Consider the following 17,675-nt stretch of genomic DNA (forward strand, 5'->3'; position numbering starts at 1 on the left):
GGCCGGTTGTCACCGGCCGGAGGGGCGTCAGGCGACCTTGGCGATCGCCGTGGCGACGGCGTCGATGTTCTTGCTGTTCAGCGCGGCGACGCAGATGCGGCCCGAATCGACGCCGTAGACGCCGAATTCGCTGCGCAGGCGCTGCATCTGCTCGGCCGACAGGCCGGAGTAGCTGAACATGCCCTTCTGGCGCGTGATGTAGGACAGGTCACCCGCCACGCCGGCGGCGGCCAGCTTCTCGACCAGCGCGGCGCGCATCGCGCGGATGCGCAGGCGCATGCCGGCCAGCTCTTCCTCCCACTGCGCACGCAGCGCCGGCGTCGTCAGCACGGTGGCGACGATCTGGGCGCCGAAGGTCGGCGGGTTGGAGTAGTTGGTGCGGATGACGATCTTCAGCTGCGACAGCACGCGCGTGGTCTCGTCGCGGTCGGCGCAGACGACGCTGAGCGCGCCGACCCGTTCACCGTAGAGCGAGAAGCTCTTGGAGAACGAGGTCGAGACGAGGAACTGCAGGCCGCTGGCGACGAACTGGCCGATGACCGCGCCGTCCTCGGCGATGCCTTCGCCGAAGCCCTGGTAGGCCATGTCGAGGAAGGGCACCAGGCCGGCGGCCTGGCAGGCGGCGACGACTTCGGTCCACTGCGCCGGCGTCAGGTCGCAGCCGGTCGGGTTGTGGCAGCAGGCGTGCAGCACGACGATGGTGCCGGCCGGCGCGGCCTTCAGCGCCGCGAGCATCGCGTCGAAGCGGATGCCGCGCGTCGCGGCGTCGTAGTACGGGTAGGTCGAGACCTCGAAGCCGGCGTTGCTGAACAGCGCGCGGTGGTTTTCCCAGCTCGGGTCGCTGATCAGCACGCGCGCGGCGGGGTTCAGCTTCTTCAGCAGGTCGGCGCCGACCTTCAGGCCGCCGGTGCCGCCCAGCGCCTGCACGGTGGCCACGCGGCCGGCCTGCAGCACCTCGCTGCCTTCGCCGAACACCAGGCCCTGCACGGCCTTGTCGTAGGCGGCGATGCCGTCGATCGGCAGGTAGCCCTTCGGCTTGGTGGCTTCGAGCAGCTGCTTCTCGGCCGCGGCCACGCAGGCCAGCACCGGCAGCTTGCCGTTGTCGTCGAAGTAGACGCCCACGCCCAGGTTCACCTTGGCCGGGTTCGGATCGGCGGCGAACTGTTCGTTGAGACCGAGGATCGGGTCGCGCGGGGCCATCTGGACGGCGGCGAACACGGAGGCGGACATGGCGGATTCCTGAGGAGTGGCGGGGCGGACGGGGCGGCCGGCAGACAGTTCGCGGCTGCGTTACCCTCTGCGGTTGCCCTCGAATTCTAGATGTCCGCCACCAGGTTTCCCCGATGACCGAAGACACCGACGTCGCGACGGAGCCCGCCCGGGGCGAGTTCGTCACGTTTGCCGATTCCCCGTTCCAGCTCTTCCAGCCGTATCCGCCGGCCGGTGACCAGCCGACCGCGATCAACCAGCTCGTCGAAGGCGTGCACGACGGCCTGAGCTACCAGACGCTGCTGGGCGTCACCGGCTCGGGCAAGACCTTCACGATGGCCAACGTCATCGCCCGGCTGGGCCGGCCGGCGATCGTCTTCGCGCCGAACAAGACGCTGGCCGCGCAGCTGTACAGCGAGTTCCGCGAGTTCTTCCCGAAGAACGCCGTCGAGTACTTCGTCAGCTACTACGACTACTACCAGCCCGAGGCCTACGTGCCGCAGCGCGACCTGTTCATCGAGAAGGACAGCGCGATCAACGAGCACATCGAGCAGATGCGGCTGTCGGCCACGAAGAGCATCCTCGAGCGCCGCGACGTCGTCATCGTCGCCACCGTCAGCGCGATCTACGGCATCGGCAAGCCCGAGGACTACACGCAGATGCGGCTCATCGTGCGCGTCGGCGACAAGATGGGCCAGCGCGACGTCATCGCCCGGCTGGTGGCCATGCAGTACACGCGCAACGAGATCGACTTCGGCCGCGGCAGCTTCCGCGTGCGCGGCGACACGATCGACGTCTTCCCGGCCGAACACAGCGAGCTGGCGCTGCGCATCGAGCTCTTCGACGACGAGATCGAGTCGCTGGCGCTGCTGGACCCGCTGACCGGCCGCGTGCGCCAGAAGGTGCCGCGGTTCGTCATCTACCCGTCCAGCCACTACGTGACGCCGCGCGAGCAGGTGCTCCGCGCCGTCGACGGCATCAAGGCCGAGCTGCGCGAGCGTGTCGACTTCTTCGTCAAGAACGGCAAGCTCGTCGAGGCCCAGCGTGTCGAGCAGCGCACGCGCTTCGACGTCGAGATGCTGCAGGAGGTCGGCCACTGCAAGGGCATCGAGAACTACACCCGCCACCTGTCGGGCGCCGCGCCGGGCGAGCCGCCGTCGACGCTGGTCGACTACCTGCCGCGCGACGCGATCATGTTCCTCGACGAGAGCCACGTGCTGATCGGCCAGTTCGGCGGCATGTACAACGGCGACCGCGCGCGCAAGACGACGCTGGTCGAGTACGGCTTCCGCCTGCCCAGCGCGCTGGACAACCGCCCGCTGCGCTTCGAGGAGTTCGAGCGCCGCATGCGCCAGGCGGTGTTCGTCACCGCGACGCCGGCCGACTACGAGAAGACGCATTCCGGCCAGGTCGTCGAGCAGGTCGTGCGTCCGACCGGCCTCGTCGACCCCGAGGTCGAGGTGCGTCCGGCCTCGACCCAGGTCGACGACGTGCTGCAGGAGATCCGCGAGCGGGTCGACGTCAACGAGCGTGTGCTGATCACGACGCTGACCAAGCGCATGGCCGAGCAGCTGACCGACTACCTGTCGGACAACGGCGTCAAGGTGCGCTACCTGCACAGCGACATCGACACCGTCGAGCGCGTGGAGATCCTGCGCGACCTGCGCCTGGGCCTGTTCGACGTGCTCGTCGGCATCAACCTGCTGCGCGAAGGCCTGGACCTGCCCGAGGTGAGCCTGGTGGCCATCCTCGACGCCGACAAGGAAGGTTTTTTGCGTGCCGAGCGCAGTCTGATCCAGACCATCGGCCGCGCGGCGCGCAACGCGCGCGGCAAGGCCATCCTCTACGCCGACAAGATCACCGACTCGATGCGCCGCGCCATCGACGAGACCGAGCGGCGGCGCGCCAAGCAGATCGCGCACAACGAGGCGATGGGCATCGTGCCGCGCACGGTCAACAAGAGGATCCGCGACCTGATCGACGGCGTCGTCAGCGACAAGACCGCCAAGGACGAGTTGCAGTCGGCGCAGGCGGCCGCCGAGGTCGAGGCGATGTCCGAGAAGGACCTGGGCAAGCGCATCAAGGCGCTGGAGAAGCAGATGCTCGAACACGCGCGCAACCTCGAGTTCGAGAAGGCGGCGCGGGTGCGCGACCAGCTCGCGCTGCTGCGCGAGCAGGCCTTCGGCGCCGACGGCCACGATGTCAACGTGGTTCCGCTTGACGCCGCGCGCGGAGGCGCTCGATGACCCCGGCGCCGAACAGCATCTTGTTGGTCTGCATGGGCAACATCTGCCGTTCGCCGACTGCCGAGGGCGTGCTGCGTGCCAAGCTCGATGCCGCCGGGCTCGCGAAGCGGCTGCGAGTCGACTCGGCCGGCACCCACGGTTATCACGCCGGCGAGGCGCCGGATCCACGCGCCGTGCGCCACGCGGCTGCGCGGGGTTACGATCTCGCCCGGCTGCGGGCCCGGAAGGTCGAGCGCGAGGACTTCTCGCGCTTCGACTGGATCCTCGCGATGGACGAGGACAACCTGGCCCGGCTGAGGCAGATCGCACCCGACGACGCCCGCGCCGACCTCGGGTTGCTCATGGAGCACGCACTGCAGCATGCAGTCGTGCGCGAGGTGCCGGACCCGTATTACGGGTCGGCAGCGGGTTTCGAACGTGTTCTCGATCTGGTCGAGGACGCGTGCGACGGGATCGTCGCCCGCCTGCTGCGCGCGCAGTCCACGTGACGGCGCCGCCCCAAGCTTGACCAAATTGGTTGGTCTCAGCTATACTTGAGCAATCTAGTCGGGATCGCTCTACGGGGAAACCCGCGATCGCCGACGCCTTCGTAAGGAGACATCCATGAGACTGACCACCAAAGGCCGCTTCGCCGTCACCGCGATGATCGACCTCGCGCTGCGCTCGCACAGCGGCCCGGTGGCGCTGGCGGCCATCAGCCAGCGGCAGCAGATTTCGCTGTCCTACCTGGAGCAGCTGTTCGGCAAGCTGCGCCGCCATGAACTGGTCGAGAGCACGCGCGGCCCGGGCGGCGGTTATTCGCTGGGCCGTGGCGCCGACGAGATCACCGTCGCCGACATCATCGTCGCTGTCGACGAGCCGATCGACGCCACCGGCTGCGGCGGCAAGGAAAACTGCCACGGCGACGACGGCGGCCGCTGCATGACGCACGACCTCTGGGCGAGCCTGAACAACAAGATGATCGAGTACCTCGACTCGATCTCGCTGAAGAAGCTCGTCGACGAGCAGATCGCCAAGGGCGTCTCGGTCGAGGAAGCGCCGATCAAGCGCGCGATCTCCTCGCAGCCGGTCGTCAAGCCGATCAAGGTCACCGCGCCGAACTCGGTCTTCGCGTTCGGCAGTTCCTTCACCAAGTAAGCGACATGACCCCGCATTTCCCGATCTACATGGATTACGGCGCGACGACGCCGGTGGACCCGCGCGTCGTCGACGTGATGATCCCGTGGCTGCGCGAGCACTTCGGCAACCCGGCGTCTCGCAGTCATGCCTGGGGCTGGGAAGCGGAAGAGGCGGTGGAGAAGGCGCGTGCGCAGGTCGCTTCGCTGATCAAGGCCGACCCGCGCGAGATCGTCTGGACCTCGGGTGCCACCGAGAGCAACAACCTCGCGATCAAGGGCGCGGCGCACTTCTACGCCTCGCGCGGCAAGCACCTGATCACCGTGAAGACCGAGCACAAGGCGGTGCTCGACACGATGCGCGAGCTGGAGCGCCAGGGTTTCGAGGTCACCTACCTCGACGTCCAGGAGGATGGCCTGCTCGACCTGGAGCGCTTCAAGGCGGCGCTGCGCCCGGACACGATCCTCGTGTCGGTGATGTTCGTGAACAACGAGATCGGCGTGATCCAGGACATCCCGGAGATCGGCCGCCTCTGCCGCGAGCGCGGCATCATCTTCCACGTCGACGCCGCGCAGGCCACCGGCAAGGTGGCGATCGACCTCGGCACGCTGCCGGTCGACCTGATGAGCCTGGCCTCGCACAAGAGCTACGGCCCGAAGGGCATCGGCGCGCTGTACGTGCGCCGCAAGCCGCGCGTGCGGCTGGAAGCCCAGATGCACGGCGGCGGTCACGAGCGCGGCATGCGCTCGGGCACGCTGCCCACGCACCAGATCGTCGGCATGGGCGAGGCCTTCGCGATCGCCGAGGCCGAGATGGGCACCGAGAGCGAGCGCATCCGCATGCTGCAGAAGCGCCTGCTCGACGGCATCGCCGACATCGAGCAGGTCTTCATCAACGGCGACCTCGAGCGCCGCGTGCCGCACAACGTCAACGCCAGCTTCAACTTCGTCGAGGGCGAGTCGCTGATCATGGGCATCAAGGGCATCGCGGTGTCCTCGGGCTCGGCCTGCACCTCGGCCAGCCTGGAGCCCAGCTACGTGCTGCGTGCGCTGGGCCGCAGCGACGAGCTGGCGCACTCCAGCCTGCGCATGACGATCGGCCGCTTCACGACCGAAGCGGAGATCGACTACGCGGTGGCGACGCTGAAGGACCGCGTCGCCAAGCTGCGCGAGCTGTCGCCCCTCTGGGACATGTACAAGGACGGCGTCGACCTGAGCACGATCCAGTGGTCTGCGCACTGAACGGATAGAACCAGGAGAACTCACATGGCCTACAGCGACAAGGTCGTCGACCACTACGAGAACCCGCGCAACGTGGGTGGCTTCGAGAAGGGTGACGAGACGGTGGGCACCGGCATGGTCGGCGCCCCGGCCTGCGGCGACGTGATGAAGCTGCAGATCAAGGTCGACCCGAGCACCGGGCTGATCGAGGACGCGCGTTTCAAGACCTACGGCTGCGGCTCGGCGATCGCGTCGAGCTCGCTGGTCACCGAATGGGTCAAGGGCAAGACGCTGGACCAGGCGCTGGAGATCAAGAACACCGACATCGCCGAGGAACTGGCGCTGCCGCCGGTGAAGATCCACTGCTCGATCCTCGCCGAGGACGCGATCAAGGCCGCGGTCCAGGACTACAAGGCCAAACACGGCGAAGCCGTGGCGACGCAGCCGTAAGGGGATCATGTCGATCACTCTGACCGAAGCGGCGGCCCGCCACGTCACGCGTTATCTCGGCCGCCGCGGCAAGGGCGTCGGCGTGCGCCTGGGCGTCAAGACGACGGGCTGCTCGGGCCTGGCCTACAAGCTGGAGTACGCCGACGAGGTGGGCGCCGAGGACATCGTCTTCGAGGACCACGGCGTCAAGGTGCTCGTCGACCCGAAGAGCCTGCCCTACCTGGACGGCACGCAGCTGGACTTCGTGCGCGAAGGCCTCAACGAAGGCTTCAAGTTCCACAACCCTCGCGAACGCGACCGTTGCGGCTGCGGCGAGTCCTTCCGCGTCTGACCGACAATACCGGGTTGCCCCGAGTCCGGCGCGGCCCTCGTGGCCGCGCTTTGCCTTGCACGCGATGCTGACCATCCGCCCCGAACGCCCCGACCAGCCCGAGGTCGCCGCGCTGCTCGAGCAGCTCGACGCCTATCTCGCGTCGCTGTACCCGCCGGAGGCCAACCACATCCTCGACGTGCAGGCGCTGCTGGCGCCGGACGTGTACTTCCAGGTCGCGCGCCGCGCCGGCCGGCTGGTCGGCATCGGCGCCTTCCGCCGCATGCCCGGCGAGACGGCCACCGCGGGCGAGCCCTATGGCGAGATCAAGCGCATGTTCGTGCCGCCGGCCGAACGCGGCCAGCGCATCGCCGAGAAGCTGCTGAACTCGCTGGAAGACCGGCTGCGCACCGAGAGCTACCGCTGGGCGCTGCTGGAGACCGGCGTCGACCAGCACGAGGCGATTCGTCTTTACGAGCGCTGCGGCTACGTGCGCCGCGGCGCTTTCGCCGGCTACCCCGACAACGGCCTCTCGGCCTTCTACGCCAAGGCGCTATGAAGCTCGACGACGACGATTTCACGCTGCTGGGCCTGCCGCGCCGCCATGCCGTCGACCGCGCCGCGCTCGACGCCGCCTGGCGCCGGCTGCAGGGCGAGGTGCACCCCGACCGCTTTGCCGCCCAGGGCGCCGCCGCGCAGCGCGTGGCGATGCAGTGGGCGGTGCGTGTCAACGAGGCCTACCAGCGCCTGAAGGACCCGCTGGCGCGCGCCGCCTACCTCTGCGAGCTGCGTGGCGCCGCCGTCGACGCCGAACGCAACACGGCGATGCCGACCTCGTTCCTGATGCAGCAGATGCAGTGGCGCGAAGCGCTGGAAGAAGCCGCCGACCTGGCCGCCGTCGAGGCGCTGGACGCCGAGGTCGCCGCCGCCGAACGGGCGCTGCTGGCCGACGTCGAGCGCCGCCTCGACACCGAGGATGACGCCGCCGCGGCTGCCGCCGACGTGCGTGCGCTGATGTTCGTGAACCGTTTCCGCCAGGACATCGAGCGCCGCCTCGACGCCCTGGACCCGACCCGCTGAAGAGCCGATGGCGCTGCTGCAGATCTCCGAACCGGGCGCGACGCCCGACCCGCACCAGCGGCGAATCGCCGTCGGCATCGACCTGGGCACGACGCATTCGCTCGTCGCCTCGCTGCGCCATGGCGTGCCCGAGTGCCTGCCCGACGACCAGGGCCGCGTGCTGCTGCCGTCGGCGGTGCGTTACCTGGACGGCGGCGGTCGCCGCATCGGCTGGGACGCGCTGGCCGCGGCCGCCGAGGACCCCGAGAACACCGTCGTCTCGGCCAAGCGCCTGATGGGCCGCCGCCTGGCCGACCTGCAGGGCACGGCGGGCAAGCTGCCGTACCGCTTCGTCGACACGCCGGGCATGGTGGCCATCGCCACGCGTGACGGCGAGAAGACGCCGGTCGAGGTCTCGGCCGAGATCCTGGCGGCGCTGCGCCAGCGTGCCGAGGACTCGTTCGACGACGAGATCTTCGGCGCCGTCATCACCGTGCCGGCCTATTTCGACGACGCCCAGCGCCAGGCGACCAAGGCTGCAGCGCAACTCGCCGGCTTGAACGTGCTGCGCCTGATCAGCGAGCCGACCGCGGCTGCCGTCGCCTACGGCCTGGACCAGGGGAGCGAAGGCCTGTACGCCGTCTACGACCTGGGCGGCGGCACCTTCGACCTGTCGCTGCTGCGCCTGAACCGCGGCGTCTTCGAGGTCGTCGCCACCGGCGGCGACGCGGCGCTGGGCGGCGACGACGTCGACCACGCGCTGGCCGACTGGGCGCTGGCGCAGGCCGGTGTCGCGGCGGTGTCGCCGCAGGACAAACGCGCCGCGCTGGTCGCCGCGCGTGCCGCCAAGGAGGCGTTGAGCGCCGCCGAGAGCGCCACCTGGCGCGCCACCATCGGCGGCGCCGAACACGCCGTCGAACTGACGCGCAGCCAGCTCGAGACGCTGGCGCGGCCGCTGGTCGAGCGCACGCTGGCGCTGGTGCGCAAGGTGCTGCGCGACGCCCGCGTCACGCGCGAGGAGGTGCAGGGCGTGGTGATGGTCGGCGGCGCGACGCGCATGCCGCTGGTGCGCACCGCGGTCGGCGAACTCTTCGGCCGCGAGGTGTTGACCAACCTGAACCCCGACGAGGTCGTCGCGCTGGGCGCGGCGGTGCAGGCCAACGCGCTGGCCGGCAATGCCGGCGACGGCGAGCTGCTGCTGCTCGACGTGATCGCGCTGTCGCTGGGGCTGGAGACGATGGGCGGCCTGGTCGAGCGCATCGTCGAGCGCAACACGACGATCCCGGTGGCCAAGGCGCAGGACTTCACGACCTTCAAGGACGGCCAGACGGCGATGGCGATCCACGTCGTCCAGGGCGAACGCGACCTCGTCTCCGAGTGCCGCTCGCTGGCGCGTTTCGAGCTGCGTGGCATCCCGCCGATGGCCGCCGGCGCGGCGCGCATCCGCGTCACCTTCCAGGTCGACGCCGACGGCCTGCTCAGCGTCTCGGCGCGCGAGCAGGGCTCGGGCGTCGAGGCCAGCGTCGTCGTCAAGCCCAGCTACGGCCTGGACGACGGCCAGATCGCGCGCATGCTGCAGGAAGGTTTCACGCACGCCGCCGACGACATGGCCGCACGCGCGCTGCGCGAGGCCCAGGTCGAAGCCGAACGCATGGTGCTGGCCACGCGTGCCGCGCTCGACGCCGACGGCGCGCTGCTGTCGCCCGAGGAGCGTGCCGAGATCGACACGCTGATCGCCGACACGCTGGCGATCGCCGCCGGCAGCGACGCCGCGGCGATCGAAGCTGCCGTCAAGGCGCTGGCCGACGGCACCGAAGCCTTCGCCGCCGCGCGCATGAACCAAGGCATCCGGCAAGCCTTGTCCGGCCGCCGCGTCGAAGATGTTTGACCCCCGGCCGTCTGGCGGCCGCCCCCCGAGGGGGCTCCGAACCCGACCGGGAGACCCGGATCGGGTTCGGCCCGTTTGCCATCGCCGCTCCCCCTGGCCGCCTGCGGCAGCCTGTCCCCGTGGGGTGTCCTTTGCCCGCTCCTTGCAGCGGCGACTTCCATTCGCGCTGGACCACTGACATGCCCGTCATCCGCATCCTTCCCCACCCCGAGTACTGCCCCGAAGGCAAGACCGTCGAGGCGCCGGCCGGCACCTCGATCTGCGAGGCGCTGCTGGACAACGGCGTCGAGATCGAGCACGCCTGCGAGATGAGCTGCGCCTGCACCACCTGCCACGTCGTCGTGAAGGAGGGCTTCGCGTCGCTGGGCGAACTCGACGAGACCGAGGAAGACCTGCTCGACCGCGCCTGGGGGCTGCAGCCGACCTCGCGGCTGAGCTGCCAGGCCATCCTGTCGAACCAGGACGTGACGGTCGAGATCCCGCGCTACTCGATCAACCACGCGCGCGAGAAGCACTGAGCCGGAGCACCGCGCCCCGCGTCGGTGCCAGGGTCTTGCCGCCAAACGAAAAAAAAAACCTCCCCGGCGCGAGCCGGAGAGGTGGGTATAAAGGGCCTGTTGCCCTGCTGAGGAGATAGACAGACACCCGACGGAGGTGTCGCTTCATCTCACGCAAGCACCGTGCCAGCACATCGGGAGGCGCGCACCAGCGCCTCGACACTGCCCGCCATGATCGTTCTCGGATTCGAGTCTTCCTGCGACGAGACCGGCGTCGCGCTGGTCGAGACCCGGCCCGGCGCCGCGCCGCGCCTGCTCGGCGAAGCGCTGCACAGCCAGGCCGAGATGCACGCCGAGTACGGCGGCGTCGTGCCCGAACTGGCCTCGCGTGACCACATCCGCCGCGTGCTGCCGCTGGCGCGCCAAGTGCTCGCCGAATCGGGGCGCACGCTCGCCGAGGTCGACCTCGTCGCCTACACGCGCGGCCCGGGGCTGGCCGGCGCGCTGCTGGTCGGCGCCGGCGTCGCCGTCGCGCTCGGCGCCGCGCTCGGCCGGCCGACCTTCGGCGTGCACCATCTCGAAGGCCACCTGCTGTCGCCTTTCCTCGCCGACCCGGCGCCCGAGTTCCCCTTCGTCGCGCTGCTCGTGTCGGGTGGCCACACGCAGCTGATGCGCGTCGACGCCGTCGGCTCGTACGAGCTGCTCGGCGAGACCATCGACGATGCCGCCGGCGAAGCCTTCGACAAGAGCGCCAAGCTGCTCGGTCTGGGCTACCCCGGCGGGCCGGCGCTGTCGCGGCTGGCCGAGTTCGGTGACGCCACGGCTTTCGCGCTGCCGCGGCCGCTGCTGCACAGCGGCGACCTCGACTTCTCGTTCGCCGGCCTCAAGACCGCGGTGATGACGCAGCAGCGCAAGCTGGGCCCTAACGTCTGCGAGCAGTCGCGTGCCGATCTGGCGGCGTCGACGCAGGCGGCGATCGTCGACGTGCTGTCGGCCAAGGCGCTGCGTGCGCTGAAGGCCAGCGGCACGAAGCGCCTCGTCGTCGCCGGCGGCGTCGGCGCCAACCGCCGGCTGCGCGAGACGCTGGACGCCGGCGCGAAGAAGCTCGGCGCGCGTGTCTTCTACCCGCCGCTGGCGCTGTGCACCGACAACGGCGCGATGATCGCGATGGCCGCGGCGATGCGGCTGGAGCGCGGTCTGGCGCAGGGCAGCACCGACGGCGCCTTCGACGTGCGGCCGCGCTGGCCGCTGGACGAGCTCTCGGCAGCGGCCTCCTAGAATCCCGCTTCCGCCCCGGCGCGCCGCCCGCGCGCGACGGTCTCCGGGCGGGCGCGCCGCGCCCGCCGCCAGCCGAACGTCTCCGCGATGAACCCCTCCTCCCTGACGCGCCGCGCCTGGCTCGCGCTCGCCGCCGCCGGCCTGGCCGCCCCGCTGCACGCGCAACCCCAGGCCGCGCCGATCAAGATCGCGCTGATCGAGGGCCTCTCGGGCGCCTTCGCCAACGCCGGTGACGCCGTCGCACGCAACATCCAGTGGGCCGTCGAACGTGTCAACGCACGGGGCGGCGTGCGCCTGCCCGGCGGCGCGCGGCCGCTGGAGCTGGTGCGCCTGGACAGCAAGGGTTCGACCGAGGAGGCGCTGTCGCTGCTGCGCGCGGCGCTGGACCAGCGCATCGCCTTCGTGCTGCAGGGCAACAGCTCGGCCACCGCGGCGGCGCTGATCGACGCGCTGGACAAGCACAACGCACGCGAGCCCGACCGGCGCGCGATCTTCCTCAACTACTCGGCCGTCGACCCGGCGCTGACCAACGAACGCTGCAGCTTCTGGCACTTCCGCTTCGACGCCCACGCCGACATGCGGCTGGCGGCACTGACCGACGTGCTGCAGGGCGACCGCGCCGTGAAGAAGGTCTACCTGATCGGCCAGGACTACAGCTTCGGCCAGCACGTCAACCGCAAGGCGCGCGAGATGATCGCCGCCAAACGCCCCGACATCGAGATCGTCGGCGACGAGCTGCACCCGATGGGCCGGGTGAAGGACTTCATCCCCTACGCCACGAAAATCAAGACCAGCGGCGCGCAGGCGGTGCTGACCGGCAACTGGGGCAACGACCTGACGCTGCTGGTGCGCGCGCTGCGCGAGGTGGGCAGCGACGCCAAGCTCTACACCTTCTACGGCAACGCGCTCGGCGCGCCGGCCGCGGTGGGCGACGCCGGCATCGGTTCGGTGCTGGCGGTGGCCGAGTGGCACCCCAACGTCGGCGGCGCGCCGGCCGAGGCCTTCTATGCCGCGTTCCGCAAACGTTTCCCGGACCCGCGCGAGGACTACGTGCACGCGCGCATGCAGGTGCTCGTCGAGATGCTGGCCGCGGCGATCGAACGTGCACGCGGCACCGAGGCCGCCGCGGTGGCGCGTGCGCTCGAAGGCCTGAGCTACGACGGCGCCACGCTCGGCGGCCTGCACCGCGCGACGATGCGCGCCGAGGACCACCAGCTGCAGCAGCCGCTGGTCGTCAGCGTGATGGAACGCGCCGGCACGCGCGACGTGCCGCACGACGTCGAAGGCTCGGGCTACGGCTTCAGGACGCTGCGCCGCCTGGACGCCGCAGCTGTCGCCCAGCCCAGCACCTGCCGCATGAACCGCCCCCGCTGACGCCGAGACCCCGATGCGCGACACCATCCAGACCCTGCCGGCTTCCAAGATCCGCGAAGTCGCCAACGCCGGCCTGGGCCGCGACGATGTGCTCGCCTTCTGGTTCGGCGAAAGCGACGAGGTCACGCCCGAACCGGTGCGGCGGGCCGCGGCACGCTCGCTCGAAGCCGGCGAGACCTTCTATTCGCACAACCTCGGCCTGCCCGAGCTGCGCGAGGCGATCGCCGCCTACGCCAGCGCGCTGCACGGCCCGGTCGACGCCGGCCGCATCGCCGTCACGTCCTCGGGCGTCAACGCGCTGATGCTGGCGATGCAGCTGCTGGTCGGTGCCGGCGACGAGGTCGTCGCCGTCGTGCCGGTCTGGCCCAACCTGACGGCGCAGCCGGAGATCCTGGGCGCCACCGTCACCCGCGTGCCGCTGCGGCCGCAGGGCGGGCGCTGGGCGCTGGACCTGGACGAGCTGCTGGCGCGTGTCACCGAACGCAGCCGCGTGCTGCTGGTCAACGCGCCGAACAACCCGACCGGCTGGACGCTGACACGCGCCGAGCAGCAGGCGATCCTCGAGCACTGCCGCAGGACGGGCACCTGGATCGTCGCCGACGAGGTCTACGAGCGCCTGGTCTTCGACGGTGGCGCCCGGGCGGCACCGAGCTTCCTGGACATCGCTGGCGACGGCGACCGGCTGGTCGTCGTGCACAGCTTCAGCAAGAGCTTCCTGATGACCGGCTGGCGCCTGGGCTGGCTGGTGCTGCCGGCCGGCCACCACGACGGCATCGGCAAGCTGCTGGAGTTCAACAGCTCCTGCGCGCCGGTCTTCGTGCAGCGCGGCGGCCTGGCGGCGCTGGGCATCGCCGAGAGCTTCGTGCCCGGGCTCGTCGGGCGCCTGCGCGGCTGCCGCGACCGGCTCGTCGCCGGGCTGCAGGCGCTGCCCGGCGTCACGGTGGCTTCGCCGCCGGGCGGCATGTACGCCTTCTTCCGCGTCGAGGGCCGCGACGACTCGCTGGCCTTCGCCAAGGCGCTGGTGCGCGACCACGGCCTGGGTCTGGCGCCGGGCGCGGCCTTCGGCCCGGAAGGCGAGGGCTGGTTGCGCTGGTGCTTCGCGTCCAAGGACCCGGCACGGCTGGATGCGGGTCTGGAACGGCTGGCGGCCGCGATCCGTCTATAATCGCGTGTTCCGCTGGTTTCGGCCGGCGGGATCCACGCACGGCACCGGTCGGTTTCACTGGTGATCCGCAAGTCCGCAACACGGAAACCGCAGCCAGCGCCAACGGCCTGGGCGGTCTCCACTCGTCAAGAGGAAACGCCCATGTCCCTCGATATCGCGAAGAAGGCCGAGATCGTCGCGGCCAACGCCCGTGGCGCCAACGACACCGGCTCCCCCGAAGTCCAGGTCGCGCTGCTGACCGCTCGCATCAACGAGCTGACCCCGCACTTCAAGCAGCACCTGAAGGACCACCACGGCCGCCGCGGCCTGCTGAAGATGGTCAACCAGCGCAAGCGCCTGCTGGCCTACCTGAAGGACCGTGCGCCCGATCGCTACACCGCGCTGATCGCCAAGCTGGGCCTTCGCAAGTAAGAATCGGATCGGGGGCGCCGCGCCGCGGCGGCCCCGTCTTCCCAGGTTTCTCCAACCGGGCACGGACGCAGCCGTGTCATTCCAACGACGCCTCGAACAGGGTTTCACTGGAATGGCATCGCGCCGGCCCAACACCGAAAGGCAATGCCCATGAGCATGTTCAACAAGGTCACGAAGAGCTTCCAATGGGGCTCGCACCAGGTCACGATGGAAACGGGCGAGATCGCCCGCCAGTCCACCGGCGCCGTCGTCGTCAGCGTCGACGACACCGTCGTGCTGGCCACCGTGGTCGCCAAGTCCGACGCCAAGGCCGGCCAGGACTTCTTCCCGCTGACCGTCGACTACATCGAGAAGACCTACGCCGCCGGCAAGATCCCCGGCAGCTTCTTCAAGCGTGAAGGCCGCCCGAGCGAACTCGAGACGCTGACCTCGCGCCTGATCGACCGCCCGATCCGTCCGCTGTTCCCCGAAGGCTTCTACAACGAAGTCCAGGTCGTCATCCACGTGCTGAGCCTGAACCCCGAGGTCCAGGCCGACATCCCGGCGATGATCGCGACCAGCGCCGCGCTGTCGATCAGCGGCATCCCGTTCAACGGCCCGATCGGCGCCGCGCGCGTCGGCTACGTCAACGGCGAGTACGTGCTCAACCCGAGCGCCGCCCAGCTGGTCGACAGCCAGATGGACCTCGTCGTCGCCGGCACCGAAGCCGCCGTGCTGATGGTCGAGTCCGAGGCCACCGGCCTGTCCGAGGAAGTGATGCTCGGCGCCGTCGTCTTCGGCCACGACCAGGGCAAGATCGCGATCGCCGCGATCAACGAGCTGGTGCGCGAAGCCGGCAAGCCGGCCTGGGACTGGCAGCCGCCGGCCAAGGACGAGGCCTTCATCGCCAAGGTCACCGCGCTGGCCGAGGAGCCGCTGCGCGCCGCCTACCAGATCCGCAGCAAGCAGGCCCGCACCCAGGCCACGCGTGCCGTCGGCGCCAGCGTGCAGGCCGCGCTGAAGGAAGAGGGCGTCGCCTTCGACCCGGTCGCCGTCGACAACCTGCTGTTCGAGATCGAGGCGCGCATCGTGCGCGGCCAGATCCTGGCCGGCGAGCCGCGCATCGACGGCCGCGACACGCGCACCGTGCGCCCGATCGAGATCCGCTCCAGCGTGTTGCCGCGCACCCACGGCTCGGCGCTGTTCACGCGTGGCGAGACGCAGGCGCTGGTCGCCGCGACGCTGGGCACCGAACGCGACGCGCAGCGCATCGACGCGCTGGCCGGCGAGTTCGAGGACCGCTTCATGCTGCACTACAACATGCCCCCGTTCGCCACCGGCGAGACGGGTCGCGTGGGCAGCCCCAAGCGCCGCGAGATCGGCCACGGCCGCCTGGCCAAGCGCGCGCTGGTCGCCGTGCTGCCGAACAAGGACGAGTTCCCGTACACGATGCGCGTGGTCTCGGAGATCACCGAGTCCAACGGTTCGTCGTCGATGGCCTCGGTCTGCGGCGGCTGCCTGTCGCTGCTGGACGCCGGCGTGCCGCTGAAGGCGCACGTCGCCGGCATCGCGATGGGCCTGATCAAGGAAGGCAACCGCTTTGCCGTGCTGACCGACATCCTCGGTGACGAGGATCACCTCGGCGACATGGACTTCAAGGTGGCCGGCACCGCCAGCGGCATCACGGCGCTGCAGATGGACATCAAGATCCAGGGCATCACCAAGGAGATCATGCAGGTCGCCCTGGCGCAGGCCAAGGAAGCGCGTCTGCACATCCTGGGCAAGATGGTCGAGGCCGTCGGCGGCGCCAAGGCCGAGGTGAGCCAGTTCGCCCCGCGCCTGTACACGATGAAGATCAACCCGGAGAAGATCCGCGACGTCATCGGCAAGGGTGGCGCGACGATCCGGGCGCTGACCGACGAGACCGGCTGCACGATCGACATCGGCGAAGACGGCACGATCACGATCGCCAGCACCGACGCTGACAAGGCCGCCTTCGCGCAGAAGCGCATCGAGGAGATCACGGCCGAGGCCGAGATCGGCAAGGTCTACGAAGGCCCGATCACCAAGATCCTGGACTTCGGCGCCCTGGTCAACATCCTGCCGGGCAAGGACGGCCTGCTGCACATCAGCCAGATCGCCCACCAGCGTGTCGAGAAGGTCACCGACTTCCTCGAAGAAGGCCAGGTCATCAAGGTCAAGGTGCTCGAGACCGACGAGAAGGGCCGCATCAAGCTCAGCATGAAGGCGCTGCTCGACAAGCCGGAAGGCTACGTCGAGGAAGAGCGCCCGCGCCGCGAGCGCAGCGAGCGGGGTGACCGTGGCGATCGTGGTCCGCGCCGCGAGCGTGAACCCCGCGAGCCGCGTGAACCGCGCGAGCCGCGGGCCGAGGCGGCTCCGGCCGCCGACGCGCCGGCCGCCGAGGCGCCGGCTCCGGAGCAGGGCGCCGAGCGCGCGCCCGGCCAGGAGTAAGCCGCAGCGATGCGTGCTGTCGAGATCAGCCGTTTCGGCCGGCCCGAGGTGCTGCAGATCGTGCAGCGCCCGGCGCCGGTGCCGGCGGCCGGCGAGCTGCTGATCGCGGTGCAGGCTTCGGGCGTCAACCGCCCGGACGTGCTGCAGCGCCGCGGCCACTACCCGCCGCCGCCGGGCGCTTCCGACCTTCCCGGTCTGGAGGTCGCCGGGACGGTGCTCGACGGTGCGCCCGAGGATCTCGCGGCCGCGGGGCTGGCGATCGGCGACGCGGTCTGTGCGCTGGTCGCCGGCGGCGGTTATGCCGAGCAGTGCGCCGCTCCGGCGGCGCAGTGCCTGCCGGTGCCGCGCGGGCTGACGATGGTCGAGGCGGCGAGCCTGCCCGAGACCTTCTTCACCGTCTGGCAGAACGTGTTCGCCCTGTCGCGCCTGGCGCGTGGCGAGACGCTGCTGGTGCAAGGCGGCACGAGCGGCATCGGCGTCACCGCGATCCAGCTCGCCAAGGCCTTCGGCGCGCAGGTGATCGTCACCGCCGGCAGCGACGACAAGTGCGCCGCCGCGCGGGCGATCGGTGCCGACCACGCGATCAACTACCGCACGCAGGACTTCGCCGCCGAAGCCAATCGCCTGACCGATGGCCGCGGCGTCGACGTCGTGCTCGACATGGTCGCCGGCGACTACGTCGCGCGCGAGGTCGAGTGCCTGGCGGTCGACGGCCGCCTGGCGATCATCGCGGTCCTGGGCGGCACGGCCAGCGCTTTCGACGCCGGCCAGGTGCTGCGCAAGCGCATCACGATCACCGGCTCGACGCTGCGTGCGCGCAGCGTCGGCTACAAGGCCGGCCTGGCACGCGCGCTACGCGAGCAGGTCTGGCCCTTGCTGGAGACCGGCGCCGTCAAGCCGGTCGTGCATCGCGTGTTTCCGGCGGCCGAGGCGGCCGCGGCGCACGCGCTGATGGAATCCGGTTCGCACGTCGGCAAGATCGTGCTGAGCTGGTGAACCCC

The 17,675-nt window shown here is 70.3% G+C and carries 17 protein-coding genes; 16 read left to right on the forward strand and 1 reads right to left on the reverse strand.

The features are described 5' to 3' along the window. Window positions 1-27 precede the first annotated feature (27 nt). Window positions 28-1,230, reverse strand: a complete 1,203-nt coding sequence (locus LOC65_RS04495; protein ID WP_230246774.1) for an amino acid aminotransferase — start codon at window positions 1,228-1,230, stop codon at window positions 28-30. 113 nt (window positions 1,231-1,343) lie between these two features. On the opposite strand from LOC65_RS04495, the gene uvrB reads away from it, so the two are divergent. From uvrB to LOC65_RS04575, 16 genes are all read left to right on the forward strand, one after another. Beyond that, window positions 1,344-3,455, forward strand: a complete 2,112-nt coding sequence (gene uvrB, locus LOC65_RS04500) for an excinuclease ABC subunit UvrB (RefSeq protein WP_164962734.1) — start codon at window positions 1,344-1,346, stop codon at window positions 3,453-3,455. Beyond that, window positions 3,452-3,943, forward strand: coding sequence for a low molecular weight protein-tyrosine-phosphatase (locus tag LOC65_RS04505; RefSeq protein WP_230246775.1), 492 nt, complete (start codon window positions 3,452-3,454; stop codon window positions 3,941-3,943). Before uvrB ends, LOC65_RS04505 begins: the two co-directional genes overlap by 4 nt. A 115-nt stretch (window positions 3,944-4,058) precedes the next feature. After that, a complete protein-coding gene (gene iscR / locus LOC65_RS04510; RefSeq protein WP_009857731.1) occupies window positions 4,059-4,592 on the forward strand; it encodes a Fe-S cluster assembly transcriptional regulator IscR in 534 nt (177 codons plus the stop codon). 5 nt (window positions 4,593-4,597) lie between these two features. Then, complete coding sequence (locus LOC65_RS04515; RefSeq protein WP_009857732.1) at window positions 4,598-5,812, forward strand: IscS subfamily cysteine desulfurase; 1,215 nt, start codon at window positions 4,598-4,600, stop codon at window positions 5,810-5,812. 24 nt (window positions 5,813-5,836) lie between these two features. Then, window positions 5,837-6,241, forward strand: a complete 405-nt coding sequence (gene iscU, locus LOC65_RS04520; protein WP_164962732.1) for a Fe-S cluster assembly scaffold IscU — start codon at window positions 5,837-5,839, stop codon at window positions 6,239-6,241. Between the two features lie 7 nt (window positions 6,242-6,248). Next, a complete protein-coding gene (gene iscA / locus LOC65_RS04525; RefSeq protein WP_009857734.1) occupies window positions 6,249-6,572 on the forward strand; it encodes an iron-sulfur cluster assembly protein IscA in 324 nt (107 codons plus the stop codon). Between the two features lie 64 nt (window positions 6,573-6,636). Then, on the forward strand, window positions 6,637-7,110 hold the full coding sequence (locus tag LOC65_RS04530; protein ID WP_009857735.1) for a GNAT family N-acetyltransferase: 474 nt from the start codon (window positions 6,637-6,639) through the stop codon (window positions 7,108-7,110). After that, a complete protein-coding gene (hscB, locus tag LOC65_RS04535) occupies window positions 7,107-7,631 on the forward strand; it encodes a Fe-S protein assembly co-chaperone HscB (protein WP_014427755.1) in 525 nt (174 codons plus the stop codon). The genes LOC65_RS04530 and hscB overlap by 4 nt, the downstream gene beginning before the upstream one ends. Before the next feature lie 7 nt (window positions 7,632-7,638). Next, entirely contained in the window at window positions 7,639-9,498 is a 1,860-nt protein-coding gene (gene hscA, locus LOC65_RS04540) for a Fe-S protein assembly chaperone HscA (RefSeq protein WP_230246776.1), read from the forward strand. A 179-nt stretch (window positions 9,499-9,677) separates the two neighbouring features. Beyond that, window positions 9,678-10,016, forward strand: a complete 339-nt coding sequence (gene fdx, locus LOC65_RS04545; RefSeq protein WP_009857738.1) for an ISC system 2Fe-2S type ferredoxin — start codon at window positions 9,678-9,680, stop codon at window positions 10,014-10,016. Between the two features lie 210 nt (window positions 10,017-10,226). Continuing rightward, complete coding sequence (gene tsaD, locus LOC65_RS04550) at window positions 10,227-11,273, forward strand: tRNA (adenosine(37)-N6)-threonylcarbamoyltransferase complex transferase subunit TsaD (RefSeq protein ID WP_230246777.1); 1,047 nt, start codon at window positions 10,227-10,229, stop codon at window positions 11,271-11,273. 87 nt (window positions 11,274-11,360) lie between these two features. Next, the gene (locus tag LOC65_RS04555) at window positions 11,361-12,647 is read left to right on the forward strand and encodes a branched-chain amino acid ABC transporter substrate-binding protein (protein ID WP_164962730.1); all 1,287 of its coding nucleotides are present in this window, start codon (window positions 11,361-11,363) and stop codon (window positions 12,645-12,647) included. Window positions 12,648-12,660: 13 nt separating this feature from the next. Next, the gene (locus tag LOC65_RS04560) at window positions 12,661-13,812 is read left to right on the forward strand and encodes a pyridoxal phosphate-dependent aminotransferase (protein WP_230246778.1); all 1,152 of its coding nucleotides are present in this window, start codon (window positions 12,661-12,663) and stop codon (window positions 13,810-13,812) included. Window positions 13,813-13,953: 141 nt separating this feature from the next. Beyond that, window positions 13,954-14,223 carry a 30S ribosomal protein S15 gene (rpsO, locus tag LOC65_RS04565; protein WP_009857742.1) on the forward strand — a complete coding sequence of 90 codons (270 nt, stop codon included), beginning with the start codon at window positions 13,954-13,956 and terminating at the stop codon, window positions 14,221-14,223. A gap of 150 nt (window positions 14,224-14,373) precedes the next feature. After that, entirely contained in the window at window positions 14,374-16,674 is a 2,301-nt protein-coding gene (gene pnp / locus LOC65_RS04570; protein WP_230246779.1) for a polyribonucleotide nucleotidyltransferase, read from the forward strand. Between the two features lie 9 nt (window positions 16,675-16,683). Beyond that, window positions 16,684-17,670, forward strand: a complete 987-nt coding sequence (locus LOC65_RS04575; RefSeq protein ID WP_230246780.1) for an NAD(P)H-quinone oxidoreductase — start codon at window positions 16,684-16,686, stop codon at window positions 17,668-17,670. Window positions 17,671-17,675: the final 5 nt, after the last annotated feature.

The organism is Rubrivivax sp. JA1055 (assembly GCF_020966565.1).
In the GTDB taxonomy this organism is placed as follows: domain Bacteria; phylum Pseudomonadota; class Gammaproteobacteria; order Burkholderiales; family Burkholderiaceae_C; genus Rubrivivax; species Rubrivivax benzoatilyticus.

Bases quoted from the DNA above. Each gene is read 5' to 3' on its own strand.
- LOC65_RS04495 (WP_230246774.1), bottom strand. From the start codon at position 1,230: ATGTCCGCCTCCGTGTTCGCCGCCGTCCAGATGGCCCCGCGCGACCCG.
- uvrB (WP_164962734.1), top strand. From the start codon at position 1,344: ATGACCGAAGACACCGACGTCGCGACGGAGCCCGCCCGGGGCGAGTTC.
- LOC65_RS04505 (WP_230246775.1), top strand. From the start codon at position 3,452: ATGACCCCGGCGCCGAACAGCATCTTGTTGGTCTGCATGGGCAACATC.
- iscR (WP_009857731.1), top strand. From the start codon at position 4,059: ATGAGACTGACCACCAAAGGCCGCTTCGCCGTCACCGCGATGATCGAC.
- LOC65_RS04515 (WP_009857732.1), top strand. From the start codon at position 4,598: ATGACCCCGCATTTCCCGATCTACATGGATTACGGCGCGACGACGCCG.
- iscU (WP_164962732.1), top strand. From the start codon at position 5,837: ATGGCCTACAGCGACAAGGTCGTCGACCACTACGAGAACCCGCGCAAC.
- iscA (WP_009857734.1), top strand. From the start codon at position 6,249: ATGTCGATCACTCTGACCGAAGCGGCGGCCCGCCACGTCACGCGTTAT.
- LOC65_RS04530 (WP_009857735.1), top strand. From the start codon at position 6,637: ATGCTGACCATCCGCCCCGAACGCCCCGACCAGCCCGAGGTCGCCGCG.
- hscB (WP_014427755.1), top strand. From the start codon at position 7,107: ATGAAGCTCGACGACGACGATTTCACGCTGCTGGGCCTGCCGCGCCGC.
- hscA (WP_230246776.1), top strand. From the start codon at position 7,639: ATGGCGCTGCTGCAGATCTCCGAACCGGGCGCGACGCCCGACCCGCAC.
- fdx (WP_009857738.1), top strand. From the start codon at position 9,678: ATGCCCGTCATCCGCATCCTTCCCCACCCCGAGTACTGCCCCGAAGGC.
- tsaD (WP_230246777.1), top strand. From the start codon at position 10,227: ATGATCGTTCTCGGATTCGAGTCTTCCTGCGACGAGACCGGCGTCGCG.
- LOC65_RS04555 (WP_164962730.1), top strand. From the start codon at position 11,361: ATGAACCCCTCCTCCCTGACGCGCCGCGCCTGGCTCGCGCTCGCCGCC.
- LOC65_RS04560 (WP_230246778.1), top strand. From the start codon at position 12,661: ATGCGCGACACCATCCAGACCCTGCCGGCTTCCAAGATCCGCGAAGTC.
- rpsO (WP_009857742.1), top strand. From the start codon at position 13,954: ATGTCCCTCGATATCGCGAAGAAGGCCGAGATCGTCGCGGCCAACGCC.
- pnp (WP_230246779.1), top strand. From the start codon at position 14,374: ATGAGCATGTTCAACAAGGTCACGAAGAGCTTCCAATGGGGCTCGCAC.
- LOC65_RS04575 (WP_230246780.1), top strand. From the start codon at position 16,684: ATGCGTGCTGTCGAGATCAGCCGTTTCGGCCGGCCCGAGGTGCTGCAG.